This is a genomic window from Pseudoalteromonas gelatinilytica (assembly GCF_001641615.1).
GTDB classification, from domain to species: domain Bacteria; phylum Pseudomonadota; class Gammaproteobacteria; order Enterobacterales; family Alteromonadaceae; genus Pseudoalteromonas; species Pseudoalteromonas gelatinilytica.
This window is the reverse complement of the sequence record NZ_LRRU01000008.1, coordinates 1-14,954: the sequence shown is the minus strand read 5'-3', so window position 1 is coordinate 14,954 and position 14,954 is coordinate 1. Positions and strand designations below refer to the sequence as shown.

The following is a 14,954-nucleotide window of genomic DNA, read 5'->3' as shown; positions in this document are numbered from 1 at the left end:
TTTTAGATAGCTCAGAATTTCTGCTTGGTCAGTTTTTTGTGATCCTAAGCTTGCTGCTACTTGGTTGGCGCTATGCAATTATCACTTTTATTATAAGTACGGGGTTTATTTTTTACCGCTGGGGGCATGCGTGGCCTTCCATTGTGTTTGCCTTAGAATTGATCTGCTTGCAGGTATTCTGCTTGTCAAAAGCGCGGCCAGTCTTTTTACGAGGGATGCTGTTTTGGTTTGTAATTGGTTTACCCTTACTGTGGAGTTTTGGCCATTTCTTTTTAGGTCTTCCAATCTTAACGATTGCCATTGCACTTGCTAAATACTGCTTAAATGCGGCAATTTACTTATCGGTTATTGATTTACTTAGTTTCTTTTTTAGTCGCTATTCGTGGCATAAACACTATTCGTCTTTATATAAAATTCTTAACTATGTAGTGACCTTACTGGTTGTGCTGGTGGTGATCTTAACCTCAATAGTGTTAACCAATAATCACTATGCGCGTATTGAGTATGAAATAAATGCACAGTTAAAAGAGAAAGCAAAAGAAATCGCTCGCACAATTGATAGCCACCTCGACCACCATAAAAAAGGGGTGGTACTCACGGCCAGAAGTATTGCCAATGGTGTTCCGCATCAAATTGCCCTTGAGAATATGGCAAAGTTGTATCCAGATTTTAGAACGCAAATCATTGTTGATGCCCTTGCCGATGTCACTCACTTTTATCCGCAATCGTTAGCGATTAGTTTGCAGCAATCAAAAATCCGCGCCAATGTGGCAGACCGTGACTACTTTATAAATGCGCCAAATAATGAGCTTGGTTATATTTCAACAATCTTTAAAGGAAGGGGTTTTGGCTCTTTACCCATCGTTGCGGTATCAGCACCGATTTATATTGAAGATACCTTTACTGGGGTTGTCGAAGGCTCACTGATGTTCGATTACTTTGCAGGGCTCAGACCAAGCCTTTTCAGTCATCAAGGTGAGTTATTGATTTTAGATGCGACCAATAAAGTGGTATTTAGCACGCTTGATGATTTTAAAGAGTTACAGCAATTAACAGATGAAGAAATTAACTCGTTTGCAGAGGAAGCTCGTTTTAAGATGTTTGACGCTGAGGATGAGCAGCAGTTTTATGCCAGAGAAGCCCGCTCAACCGAGCATAACTGGATAGTGATGACCATGCTTAACCGTAAACATGCTAACAATGTTGCGGTAAGTGCATGGGGTCAGTCTTTGGTGATGATATTATTCATTATTTTGTTAACCAGTGTGTTTATCACGCAGCTGAGCCGCTGGTTAATAGCCCCCATTGAAAAGTTAGCTGAACAAATCGACAAATTCGAACCTGAGCGGGCAATCACAGAGACCGACTTACCACAAACTTGGCTTGAAGTGAGCCGTTTGCAGTCGCAGTTTTCGAGCTTAGCAAATAAGCTGGCGCTTAATTTTAATCGCTTGCATCAAGTGAATCACGAAAACGAAGTGTTGAATAACAAACTGACCGATTTTAATGCCCAGCTCGAGAAGCAAGTTAATGATAAAACCAATGAGCTAGTCGAAGCCGTGCGCTTAGCGAACCAAGCGAACCGCACCAAATCACAATTTTTAGCGAATATGAGCCATGAAATCCGCACCCCGCTCAATGGTATTTTAGGCATGACTCAACTGCTATTAGACAACCCTAAACTACCCGAAACTGAACGTGATGAGCTGGCGATGATCCATCAAAGTGCCAATAATTTGCTATTGATCTTAAATGATATTTTAGATTTTTCTAAAATTGAAGCGGGTGCACTTAAGTTGGAAAATCGTGCCGTTGAGATTAAGGCCTTACTGCAACAGTTAGCAAAAGTATTTAGCAATACCAGTGTGAAAACAGGTGTCGAATTTAACTTAAGCATAGCAAACGATATACCTGAGTATATCCGTTTAGATCCGCTAAGATTTAGCCAGGTAATCAATAACATTTTGAGTAATGCGGGTAAATTTACTGAGTCAGGTGAAATAAGCATGCATTGTCAAATGGTCGATGGCGCTCTTGAAATATCAATTCGTGATACAGGCATCGGTATTTCAGCCAATCAACAGGCCAAACTGTTTACAGAGTTTACCCAAGCCGATATATCGACTACCCGAAAATATGGTGGTACTGGGCTAGGATTGACCATTAGTAAGCGCATTATAGAGCTGATGGATGGGCAGCTTTCATTGGTGAGTCAAGAAGGTAAGGGGAGCGAGTTTACTGTTGCCATCCCTGTCACTGTGAGCGACGCAGAAGCAAGCGCCGAGCAAAGTACAGACAAACCAACACTTCATGGCATTAATGTATTGATTGTTGAAGATAACCCAGTCAATCAAATCGTGCTGCAAAAAATGATGCAAGACACCCAGTGTACGATTAAAAAGGCAAACGATGGCTTACAGGCACTTGAGCAGCTTAAAAGCTATGCGGCAGATATTATATTGATGGACTGCCAAATGCCTCACATGGACGGCTATCAGTGTACACAAGCAATTAAACAGAACCCTGCTCTGTATGGCGAAGCTGTCATTATTGCTATCACGGCGAACGCGTTTGAAGAAGATCAACAGCGCTGCCTTGTCGCGGGTATGGATGACTTTATCTCAAAACCGATTAATAAAGATGAGCTTTATCGCTGCTTAAATAAATGGTTTAAAGCGCGTTTAGACGATCGATAATTGCTTGAATCGTGCTCTCTGCAAGGAGTTCATCGGCCAACATGGGTTTTGCGAAGTAGTAACCTTGTAAGTCTTCGCAGCCCATCTCTGTTAAGAAGCTAATTTGCTCGTTGGTCTCAACCCCTTCAGCAATACAATATAAACCTAAGTTTGATGACAGCGCATGGATGGTTTTGATAATTGATTCATTACTTTTATCTTGGCCGATATTACGCACGAAGCTTTGGTCTATTTTGATCACATCGATCGGGAATTGGCTAAGGTAAGTCAGCGACGAATAACCCGTACCAAAGTCATCAAGTAATAGTTTGAAGCCGGCATTTTTAAGCTTTTGCAGCTGCTTAGAAGCTTTCTCTTTATCTTCTAATAGTGTGTTTTCTGTAATCTCAAGGCGTAGCTGAACAGGCTTTACCATGTGATTATTCAAAATAAGTAGTAAGCGCTCAGTTAAGTTCGATTTTAAAATATGCGTTGGCGACAGGTTTAATGATAAATAAAACTGTGGGTTAGCACGAAGCATTGGCAATAACTCAGTTAATGCTCTATCAAGGGCTTGCTCAGTCAATGCATCGATTAAACCAATTTCTTCGGCAATAGGAATAAACTCAGCCGGTGATACAAAACCTTGCTCGTTTTTCCAGCGCATTAAGAGCTCAACACCATTTATTTTTTTAGTTTTGGCATTAACAATCGGCTGATAGTTATTAAATAACTCATCATCTTTAAAGGCGTCTTTCAGGGCATTTTCAAGCAACAGCTTTTTGGTTAGCTGGTTGTTCATTTGCTCGGTGAAATATTTGAAATTATTACGGCCAGATTGCTTAGCATGCATCATGGCAATATCTGAATTTTTAATTAAATCGTCTGCTGTTTTAGCATCAAAAGGGTAAAGTGCAACCCCAACACTGGCTGAAATGTTAATCGAAAAATCGTCAATAATTACTTTGTTTGCCAGTTCTTCAGTAAGCTTTTTAACCAGCTCACTGAGTGTTTGCGGTGAGTGAAGGTCTTTTACAAGGACTAAAAACTCATCACCACTTTGACGACCAATCACCGCATTTTCGGGCAATATAAGGCTGACACGTTGCGTGATGTTACACAACAATTGGTCACCTACCGCATGTCCAAAAGAGTCGTTCACTGGCTTAAACTTATCTAAATCGATAAAGAGCAGGGCAGCGAGTTTATTGTACTTTTTAGCGTTATTTATACAGTTACTAATTTTTGTATGCATCAAAGAGCGATTTGGCAAGCCTGTTAGCGGGTCATAATTCGCTAAATAACGTAAATCGTCCTCAGCGCGTTTTTGCTCTGTTAAGTCTGAAATAACAATTACGTAATAGTTAATTGCTTGGCTTTCTTTTGCTACAGCCGTCACACTAATGTGAACTGGGTGTGCAGGGCTTTTTAGTGTGCGAATAACAGCCTCTGTTTTCCAGTTTTGTTTTGGTTTAAGTGTTTTAAGTACGTCGATATACTCAAGGAATTTGGCACGACCAATGGCACTTATAAAGTCGTATGTTGTGAGTTCAGCAATATTACTTGGTGTGGCGAATGCTTCACCAAAGCTGGCATTAGCTGAAAACGGTTTGAGTTGATTGTCTAAAATTAACAACCAGTCGTTAATTTGTCCAAATGCTTCACCGAGCACACTGGCTTGCTGAGCATTAGCGCGCTGCTCGGTAATATTGGTGTAAATACCCGTAACTCTTAATGGTCGATTTTTATCATCGTGTGCAACGCTGCGGCCAACATCTTCATACCAAAGCCACTCACCACTTTTATGTTTTAACCTATAAGTGATGTTCCACTGTTCGTTATTGGTTTGCTTGCAGAATAATTGCCACTGATTCGTTACATTATTGCGGTCGTGTGGGTGAACTAAGCTAACAAACTCTTTTAAGGTAATACCATCTTTGTACTCGGTATAACCAAGTTCAGCTGAAAACCGGGTGGTTCTTAAAAATTGTTCTGCTAGGTTAATCTCCCAAACACCACTTTTATTGGTGCTTAAAGCAAGCTCAGTTTGTTGTTGAGATTGGACAACCTCTTCATGGGCACGACGTATCACTTGTTGACGTGCACGATATTGCCAAAATATAAAAAACAAAATAGCTAATATAATAATGGCGTAGCTTGTTTTTGCAGCAGGGGATGACCAAGGTGCGTGGGCAACATTAAATCTCAACTGCCTCGTGGCAGAAACGGCATCACTTATCTCGGACGATGATGAAACCGATAACACATAATCGCCAGGTGGTAATTTAGTGAAAAAGACCTCATTGGTTGTTAGCTTGTCGTATTGCAGTGAAGTCGGCCCATCAAGGGTTACTCGATACGATGTTTTATCTTTATTAATGGTATCAAAATTCGAAAAGGTGACTGCTAAGCCCATATCTTCAGAAGTGATCTGTAGCGGAGTATTTACATACTTGTATGGGTGGTAGTTAAGCTCACGAGAAAGCAAAGATACATTGGTGATCTCGGTGTTTATGTTTCCCACTTCGACAGGCGACGATAAAAAATCTTCAGGTGAGAGCAAAAGTACGCCGCGGGTAGTACCAAACGCAAGTTGTCCGTTATGTAGGGTTGTGTCTGCATCAATATTAAATTCATTAACGGCTAGACCATCGCGAATGAAATAACTGTCGAGCTCTAAAGAACTTAAATCTACACGGTATAGGCCATTTTGAGTGCCTAACCATAAAAAACCAAAACGGTCTATTTGCAATGCAAATACAGATTTGGCTTTTAAGCCCGATTGTATATTAATGCGGTGTTTAACTTCATAGGTTTTAGCATCGATGCCAATGAGGCCTTCGTCAGCTGAACCAAGCCACAGGGTGTTGTTATAATCCATCACCCAGTCATCAATGGTAGTGAACGCTAATGGGTTATAGTTTTCTGTTTGGTATATCAGTGTTAACTTTTGAGTTTGCTCATTGTAGCGGAACAACTGGCCAGACATACTCAGAACGTATTCATCGGGGTAGTTAGGCAGTGGCTCTAAAAAAGCATGGGCATTAACAAGGTCTACTTGCTCTTTTAGTCCTTTAATTGTTGAAAGTTCACCGGTTTTGCCATTGTATTTATAAAAATTATTGTCATCTAAAAAGGCAAATTGATCATTGCCAATTGCTCTAAAGCCCCAGTTTGGGCCGTAACTTAAAAGGTGAATGGTTTCTGCATTGCCTTTTAAAGGCACTAGTTTGCCAGTTTGTTTATCAAAGAGGGCAAGGCCAATGTATTTCATCAACCATAAATAACGATCGCTATTATCTAGGTTGGCTTCGGTAATACCATAAATACCGTGCTGACCATGAAACGCTTTTTCGTCGTCACTCACTAAGTAGGGGGTGACTTCTTTAGTGAGTTGATTGTATTTCATCAAGCCATTATCAGTACCTATCCAAACCGTGTTGTTTTGATCTTGTAATACAGTCCAAACATTATTATTAAAGTGAGCTTGGTTGTTTTTTAATTCAATATGCTTAAAACGTCTTGCGAGAGTTGACCAGGTGAATACACCTTGTGAGCGGGATGCCAGCCAAAGCAGCCCTGTTTTATCAATCATTACATCTTGGATTGAATTGTCAGTCATCAAAAACTTACTTTGTTCAAAGTTTAAGATGAACTCAACCGACATGGTTTGACGATTAAACTCATATAAGCCTTTTTCTGTGACAATATATTCACCGAATGAGCTAACAGAGTAATCCCAAATATTTAAGTTAGGGATTAATAGCCTTACCTTATCAAATGCCAGTAAACGGTTAGCGTTAAAAGGGATATCAAACATACCTTCTACGGTGCCGACAAATAAGCCAAGCTGCGCATCAATCCTTAAAAATTTAACGTTTTTATTATCTTCGGTGATCTGGGCTTTATCCGTTAGCGGAATATGCGAGATATGATCATCAGCCAGATTTTTCGAAAAAAGCCCATTCGATGTACCTATATATAAAAAGTTGTCGTGCAAGGTCAGCGCTCGCACAATATGCTCTTCTTTATTAATAGAAAACTCATGCAAAAACTTTTTAGATTGTTTGTTGTATGAATAAACGTGTTGAGCAATAGCAAAGTAAAAAAAGTGGTCGTCTTCAGTGATTGCTAGAATAGGCGAGAAGAAAACATCTTCAGGGTCGAGTTTGCCCGAATAGATTTTTTCAACTTTGAGGGTTTTAGGATCAATAAAAAAAGCACCTGAGTATTCAGTGCTAACGAAAATGTTGCCATTTTCTGTTTTATGCAGCGCGGTAATTTGTCGCTGATCAAGTATGTACTCACCAGCAAAAGGTGCAACTTGATATCCATCGTATCGATTTAGGCCTTGATAGGTACCAATCCAAATAAAGCCTAAATCATCTTGCACGATTTTAGTTACACTGCCTTGTGTAAGGCCTTCATCAGTCGAAATACGCTGCATTTGCAAAGCATAGTTTTGTGCAAACGCAGAGGAAGTGAGCGTGAAAAAAAGCAAACTGAAAATCAAAAGAAAAAGTTTAGGCACTGACTGATTAACCCTAAATTATTATTTGCGCATAATTTTTAACAAAATATAGCACAATTATGACCGTAATTAATGGTTCTGAAAAGAAAAAATAGTAATAAGGTCTACTTGTTGCTGAAACTGAAACCTATGCTATAACTAGTTCAATTATCAGCAGTTTGAGAACGTGATGCGCCATTCATTTATAAGCCAAAAAAGTAATGCATTGTTATTGATTATTGACCTTCAGGCAGGGCTTGAACCGGTAATTAACGACTTTGGCTTAGCTGTTAATCAGACCGAAAAGTTAATAAAAGCAGCTAAAGCTTTAGATATTCCCTATTTATTTACCGAACAAAACCCAACCAAGTTAGGTAAAAGTAGTGAACAACTTCTACCCTTTATGAATAGCAATAACTGTTATCACAAAATGCATTTTAGCGCGTGCCAAGAGGCGCAATTTGACCGTCAATTGGCTGACTTTAACCGTCAGCAAATAGTAGTGACTGGTACAGAATCGCATGTGTGTGTTCTGCAAACCTGCTTAGACTTAATTGCCAATGGCTATCAGGTGTTTGTGGTTGAAGATGCCATTGCATCTCGTAACGAAAAACATAAAGAGTTGGCTGTTAAGCAGCTATTGGCAGCAGGTGCTATTATTAGCTGTACAGAAAGTGTGATATTTCAATGGCTAGAAAAAGCAGGGACAGAACAATTTAGAGCATTATTGCAATTAATAAAGTGAACCATGATGCGCATCAAACCGTATTAGCTCGATTAATTGTATTTTTGTAAATTATTTAATAATTAAGGCTTTATCTATGACGAGTGTGCGCCGCCTTTTTACTTATTTGTTCCTTTTATTATTTGTTGAATCTTTGGTTTTAGGCTTTATCTATTCGACCTTAATAACGGGTGTAATAACCGGCTTATTACTGCTGTCTTTACCGCTTTGGATGCTCAATCAATACCCAACGAGCAAATTAACCGCTCATGTTGTTGCTGCCGGTTGCATGATGTTTTCGTTTTTACACATCCAACAAAGCTACGGGCTTATTGAAGTTCATTTTGAAATATTTATATTAATGGCCGTATTGATCATGTTTGTTGAATGGCGCGTGTTTATTACTGCACTTGCTTTTGTGGCCGTACACCATTTGAGTTTTTACTTTTTACAGATAAACGAAGTAGGCTTATATGTTTTTGACCCAGACCGATTGTATTTTAGCACCGTACTTATTCATGCTGTGTACGCCATTGTTGAAGCAATTGTAGCGGGTTACATTGCTAAAACCCTTCATCGTGAACGTAGTTCTGGCTTATCGTTAAGCACAACGACAGAGCAAATAATGGCCGACGAAAACAGCATTAACATTAGTTTAAGAGCGGATGACAGAAACAGTGAAGCCGTAGCGGGTTTTAACCGCTTACTGGGTTTTGTATCGAGCGTGATAGGTGATGTTCAAAGCCAAAGTAGTGTTTTAAAAAACCAGTCTAAGCAATTACTTGAAGTACACGACGAATTACATGAGCAAGCACTTCATCGTGAGCAGTTATCTGCAGATATCGCGCAGTCAGGTGAACGAGTCGCCGAAGGCTTTGCTCATGTGGAACAAGAAAGTAATGAACTGCAAACACAATTTGAACAGCTCCATTTAAGTGCCACAGAGGCATTAAATGAGGTGGCGAATACAGACAGCAAAACAGCTGAGCTTGCTAATAATCTTCAAGAGGCTGATCAAAATATTAGCCAACTTGTAAGTGCATGTTCGCATATCTCAGAATTACTCAATGAAATTTCGTCAATTGCTGAGCAAACGAATTTACTTGCGTTAAACGCTGCAATTGAAGCTGCGCGTGCTGGTGAACAAGGTCGCGGTTTTGCGGTGGTAGCTGATGAAGTGAGAAACTTAGCAACGCGCAGTAAACACACTACAGATAAAATAACCAATACGCTTGAAAGCTTGATGCAAAACAGCGCCTCATCAACCAAGTCGATGCAAGGCAGTGTTGCGCTTATAGAGCAGTTGTCGGCGATTAGTTCGCAGATGAAGCTGCAAATTACCGAGATGACAGAGCAGGTGAATGTTGCCGCAAGCAGTTCACAATCGGTTGCAGATGTAGTGCAAAATCAAGCGGGCAATACACGTGCTATTGCCGAGAACTCACAAGCCTTAATTGCTAACCAAGCCAACGACAACTTGATGATTGAAAAACTCACCGATCGCGTGCAGTTAATTGATGTAAGTATCGATGTGCTGGAGCAAGGTATTGCTAAATTCAAATAGCAAATGGGTGATAGTAGCAACTCTGGTTTGGGTTGCCTCTGTAGTATTGGCCTTGGTGTTTGCTTATTCTCAACAAGCAAGCACCTTTGATCCAGATAAAAAGTTAGGCGCAGCTAATTGGCTGCCTACTTTTCAACAAAGTATGGAGCTTGGCATCAACAATGTCGATACCCTGTACATTATTGATGAAAACACCTGTGTATGCTCAGCACGCTCACAACCGCACATATCAAGCCTTAGCAGCTATGCTGCAGAACAAGGTGTTGAAGTGATAAAACTTAAACCAACATCTGCGGTTGCTGCAATATTACCCGCTCAACCTGCCGCAGTACTTGTTTCAGAAAATCAACAGCTTGTGTATGCAGGGCCATTATCAAAAGGACTCGCATGTTCAAGTCAGAATGGCTTTGTTGAGTTAGTAATTGCAAACTTACGTGCGGGTTTTAATAGCCAGTTTATTAACTCAGATGCTGAGGGATGTTATTGTGAGATTAATTGAACTAGGAAGGTAACGAAAAGAGGCCAAAAATATTGGCCTCTGACTTTATAAAATTATTGAATTTGGCCTCGTATCTCACCGCTTGGGTTTGCAGGCGTATGAATGTTTACATAATGACCGCCTGAAGCTAAAACTGAAAAGATATCGGCGTCTATCATTAATCCTGTGCTGCTCATCCAGCGATTCATATCATCACTGTCTTGTACAAGAGGAGCTAACACAGGGCCATTTTCACCGGCTACACCGGTATGAATGTGTGCAGCACTTGCATCGCTTACACCCGATGTTAATACTTGCAGCTCAACACTGTAATCATTGGTATTCACTAGCGCATAACCATCACCAGATGCATCCGTTGTAACTGCGGGCACTTCTTGTTCACCAGAAAGCGGGAAGGTGACAAACACATAGTTATCGGTAAGGATTTGACCGCGTAGTTCACCACTTGGGTTAGCTGGAGTATGCACATTAACGTAGTGACCACCTGATGCGAGTACTGCAAAAATATCTGCATTGATCATGGTGTTTTCAGGTGTTTGCCATAGGTTCATGTTATCGCTTGATTGCTCTAACGCAGCAAGTACGTCGCCATTGGTGCCTATACGACCTGTATGAATGTGAGCTGCAGTGGCGTCACTCACACCTTCGGTTAACGCTCTTAATTCTAGATGGTAATTATCCATGTTAACTAATGCATAACCACTACCTGATGCCATCGTATCAACAGCTGGCACTTCTTGCATACCACTAAGCGGGAAAGTAACGAGCTGATAGTTGTCAGTTAGGATCTGACCTCTAATTTCGCCACCCGTGTTAGCAGGAGTATGTACGTTAACGTAATGACCACCTGATGCAAGTACCTCAAATATCTCTGCGTTGATCATGGTATTTGCTGGTGTCATCCACATGCCTGCGTCAGCTGTTGACTGCTCAAGTGCAACGAGTACGTCGCCATTCGTGCCAATTCGGCCAGTGTGAATGTGTGCACCTGTCGCATCATCAACACCCATTGTGTTTACTAAGAGCTCTAAGGCATAGTTATCCATGTTAATTAATGCATAGCCTTCACCGCTTGCATCAGATTCGAGTGCAGGAACTTCTTGATCACCGCTTAGTTTAAAGCTCGTAAAACCATAGTTGCTGGTTAGGATTTGTCCGCGAAGCTCGCCGCCAGCATTAGCAGGTGTATGAACATTCACATAGTGACCGCCAGAAGCCAGCACTGCAAAAATATCTGCATTAATTTGCGTGTTGCTTGGTGTCATCCAGACATTGCTATCATCCATTGATTGTTCAAGAGCTACTAATACATCGCCATTAGTCCCGATACGGCCTGTATGAATGTGCGCAGCACTTGCATCGTCTAAGCCTGATGTTACAACAGTTAGCTCTACACTGTAGTCTGTTGTATCAACAAGAGCATAACCATCACCATCAGCCATGGTGCTGACCATAGGCACTTCTTGATCACCACTCAAGTCAAAGGTCGCAACTGCATAGTTGTCTGTTAAGATTTGGCCGCGAATTTCGCCACCGGCAAATTCAGGTGTGTGAACATTAACATAGTGACCGCCGTCTAAAAGTACTGCCAAAGTGTCGCTGTCGATCATGGTGCCTTCTGGGACTACCCAGTCTGTCATGACTTCATCATCTTGTTCTAAAGTCACGAATACATCACCATTTGAGCCTAATTTTCCTGTATGGATGTGAGCTGCTGTTGCATCATCAACACCCATAGTCACCGCACGAAGTCGTAATTCTGTCGTGGCGCTATCATAAGATGCATAGCCATAACCCATTGCGTCACTGTCGTTCATAGGCACTTGCTGATCGCCATTTAAAACAAACGTGATGATGCTGGTTGTATCAGGCACAATTTGCGCACGAAGTTCGCCGTTTGCATATTGTTCGGTATGAAGATTAATGTACCAATCGCCATCCATTAGATCAGCAATTAGGCTTTCATCAAGGTCGGTAATTGCGACTTCATACATACCATCGGAAGTGGCCTCAAATGCAAAAGCAACATCACCATTAGCGCCTAAATCGCCGTCGTGTATGTGTGCTGCGCTAAAACCTTCGACTGAGCTTGCATCAAGTGTTGCACGAAATTGCATTAAACTTTCGTCAAGCTCTACCGTTGCAGTCGCTGTTTGCATTGAGTCATTCATTGGCACTTCTTGTTTGCCACTTAAAGTTACAGAATAGGTTTTACTTGGAGTGAATTCTTGAACTGGGGGAGGGGTAACTACTTCGTTGTCGTCATCATCATCGCTACACGCGGTGAGAAAAAGTAAGCTGCTAGCCAGGAGTATGTATTTCATCGTTCTTCCTTATATCTTTGTATGTTCGGACGTTACGACGTGTCCATTTCAATAAGGCTTACGGCTGGTGTTTAAAAAGCGATCACAAAAGGTTATTCAAAAGTTAAAAACTGATTCTTTAGTATTGGTTTGTTGAAAGAGGGGATTAATAGTTAAAGTTTAATATCGCTAACTTTAAAGGAACATACATGCTTAGCAACATAAAAAGTTTTGGGTAGTAAATGGGTACGGATTGTGCATCTATTTTGTTTTCAAAAGGTTTATAGCTAAACGTCAAAAAATTAACGATAGGAAAACTATGCAGCTAACTTCGTACACATCCTCATTCCTAAAAGAGCCATTATTAGATCAGCAAAATAAAAATGAGCTAAACCCAGAAAGTGAAAAAGCAACAAACCTTCAAGGCTCTAAACAACAAGAAGCGGGCGTTGATTCTGATCCACAAGCAGAAGCTCAATCAAAGACATCACAAACACAGCAAGAGCTAGTAGTGAAAATAAAGGAGTTACAAAATAAGATTAATAGTTTAAAAAGCAACAAAGACCTAGCTCCAGAACAACGAGAAAGTGAGTTGCTAGAGCTTAATGAACAACTTGATGAAGAAATAAATGCAGTCCAGCTTGCCGTAAAAAGTAATGTTTCTACGATGATAAACTCATTGTTTGCTCCTACTTCTAGTAATCACTCTGGTATGCTGTTTAACAATAAAGCGTAAGTTTAAGGCAAAGCGCTTGTTCGCAGTTACTTTGCCAATTGCATATTTATAAGTCCGCTAAATTACATACTTTATAAGTGAGTAGATGAGAGTACATATAAAGGTAAATAGGAAGAACCATTTTATGTGAACTGTTATTGGTAACCCGCGTTTGGCTGTTCTGATCATAGTGACTGGGTAATCATACTCAACAAGTGTCTTGAAAAGCTCAGGATGTTCTAAGCTCCAGTCATTTAAAGGAATTGAATCACCATAGCGAGTTTTAAAAATAACAGAAAATAGATAGGCACGCCTAGGTTGTGGATCGTTAATATCGTAGCCGCTTTTGGTGCGTGTAAAATTCCATACGGCCTCAACATTAAGTAAATCTTCTCTTTTAAGTGTTCGTGCTTTTCTGTCATCGAATAAAAGTGCAGGCAGGTAAACCTCTTCTTTGTTTATTTTAATTTCGCACAAGGGAGATTCATGGATGAAATAACGCTTATTGGCAATAAACATCTGAATTAAAAAATAACTGAGATAAGTAATGACCACAGCGGCAATTGCACCTGCACCGGATTGTGTTTTCCAAACAAGGTGACATGCAATAATGAAAATAACGGCAGTAATTAATTTTGCCTTGATTTTCTGTGCTTTCGGTAAAGGCACTGCACATCTTATGATAGGTATTTCAGGTTGCACTTTCGTTTTTATGAAAGTCTGAAAAAAGATTGAGTTAAAGTTATCACGGGTTAATTCAAAAGTAGGCGCTTCCATGTGTCCTCGGTTACAGATTTAGTATTAGACGTAAAATAGCAAACGCAGTGCTTTACTATCAACTAAAAACACCAGATTGTGTTTAAGTTTGGTTGGAGCATAACTTGCTTGTTATTGGTATAGTAAGTTACTGATAAATATGTAAATGTGAACTGGTGAAATGATAGATTATTTTCTTATTATTTTGATGGTACTTTCGGCTGTTTTATTTTTGTTTGTAATGGTTTTGTTTATCTTAGCTCCAAAATACGCAAAAAAAGAGCTTTTCATAAACTACTACGGCGGAACAGGTGCAATTTATCATGGTTTTAAGCTGTTCAAAGTTGAATCCTATCGGGAAGACAAAGTGTGGGCTTGTAAAGCCATTAAATACTCATCTATAGCAATTGTAGTAATGTTTTTCATTATGGTTTTTTTAATAAAATTGAATGGAATTCAACAGAGCTAGGAGTCGGTTCTTGTTTCTCTTTCGTGGATTATGGTTAAGCACTATGCCAAACAACGTAACAGCTTTTTTCTGAGCTAATCGTAGAGACTCAAGTTAAATGGTGGAGATAATATGAGGTATTTAATTTTTATCCTTTTATTCCAAAGCGGCATTTGCATGGCGTTGCAGCCTATATCTGAATATTGTGAAGGCTCTTATCTGTTAGGCCGAATCGGAGGTGATATTTTTACAGCAAACAAATGCCTAGTATATGGTTACACTGCTGAGGATATGACTTTCTTTAAGAATAGAAACACAAGTATTGAATTCGATGATATTAAACCTTCAATAGAAAAGTTTATCAATATTGTCAATTCTGAAGTAGATTCATTTTTAGATAAACAAAAAGCTTTTGATGAATACACTGGAGTGATAGATAGTTTCTCAGTGCCTCTATTTGGGAGCTATGATGAATTCGAAGATGCTAAAGCTTCATTAGTATTTTCGATTAACTACACAACTCATTGTAACATATCAGTGTTAGATTACAGTGGAGGTGATAAATTTATGATTGGATATAAACTAAATCGCATGACTGATGAAGGTAAATACAACTATGATTATTTGTATATAGAGCTCCCTAAAGAAGCAAAAATAAATAAAGCGGATAGTGATGGTTTAATAGATGCTTTTTGTCATAATGATTTAAGCTTTAAAAATAAAGAATAATGGTAAGTAGCTTTTATCTATCCAAAGAGGT

The 14,954-nt window shown here is 39.8% G+C and carries 9 protein-coding genes; 6 read left to right on the top strand and 3 right to left on the bottom strand.

The features are described 5' to 3' along the window. Nucleotides 1–182 precede the first annotated feature (182 nt). Nucleotides 183–2,696, top strand: coding sequence for a response regulator (locus NH153_RS03880; protein WP_240494350.1), 2,514 nt, complete (start codon nt 183–185; stop codon nt 2,694–2,696). Here NH153_RS03880 and NH153_RS03875 read toward each other — a convergent pair. Beyond that, entirely contained in the window at nt 2,671–7,122 is a 4,452-nt protein-coding gene (locus NH153_RS03875) for an EAL domain-containing protein (RefSeq protein WP_082873989.1), read from the bottom strand. The two genes, NH153_RS03880 and NH153_RS03875, sit on opposite strands and share 26 nt — an antisense overlap. A 253-nt stretch (nt 7,123–7,375) precedes the next feature. Here NH153_RS03875 and NH153_RS03870 point away from each other — a divergent pair, with 253 nt between their 5' ends. The 3 genes from NH153_RS03870 (at nt 7,376) to NH153_RS03860 (ending at nt 9,972) form a co-directional block, all read left to right on the top strand. Further along, on the top strand, nt 7,376–7,930 hold the full coding sequence (locus tag NH153_RS03870; RefSeq protein WP_063701148.1) for an isochorismatase family protein: 555 nt from the start codon (nt 7,376–7,378) through the stop codon (nt 7,928–7,930). 76 nt (nt 7,931–8,006) lie between these two features. Continuing rightward, on the top strand, nt 8,007–9,473 hold the full coding sequence (locus NH153_RS03865; RefSeq protein WP_063701146.1) for a methyl-accepting chemotaxis protein: 1,467 nt from the start codon (nt 8,007–8,009) through the stop codon (nt 9,471–9,473). A 7-nt stretch (nt 9,474–9,480) separates the two neighbouring features. After that, nucleotides 9,481–9,972, top strand: a complete 492-nt coding sequence (locus tag NH153_RS03860) for a DUF6436 domain-containing protein (RefSeq protein ID WP_167350234.1) — start codon at nt 9,481–9,483, stop codon at nt 9,970–9,972. A gap of 53 nt (nt 9,973–10,025) precedes the next feature. Here NH153_RS03860 and NH153_RS03855 read toward each other — a convergent pair whose 3' ends face one another. Next, nucleotides 10,026–12,296: a CHRD domain-containing protein gene (locus NH153_RS03855; RefSeq protein ID WP_082873984.1), complete on the bottom strand. Its 2,271-nt coding sequence runs from the start codon at nt 12,294–12,296 to the stop codon at nt 10,026–10,028. A 298-nt stretch (nt 12,297–12,594) separates the two neighbouring features. Between NH153_RS03855 and NH153_RS03850 the strand changes: the two genes are divergently transcribed. After that, entirely contained in the window at nt 12,595–13,011 is a 417-nt protein-coding gene (locus tag NH153_RS03850) for a hypothetical protein (RefSeq protein WP_063701142.1), read from the top strand. Nucleotides 13,012–13,068: 57 nt separating this feature from the next. On the opposite strand, the gene NH153_RS03845 is transcribed toward NH153_RS03850, so the two are convergent. Next, nucleotides 13,069–13,767 carry a hypothetical protein gene (locus NH153_RS03845; protein ID WP_063701139.1) on the bottom strand — a complete coding sequence of 233 codons (699 nt, stop codon included), beginning with the start codon at nt 13,765–13,767 and terminating at the stop codon, nt 13,069–13,071. 559 nt (nt 13,768–14,326) lie between these two features. On the opposite strand from NH153_RS03845, the gene NH153_RS03835 reads away from it, so the two are divergent. After that, nucleotides 14,327–14,923, top strand: a complete 597-nt coding sequence (locus tag NH153_RS03835) for a hypothetical protein (RefSeq protein ID WP_156503612.1) — start codon at nt 14,327–14,329, stop codon at nt 14,921–14,923. Nucleotides 14,924–14,954 lie beyond the last annotated feature (31 nt).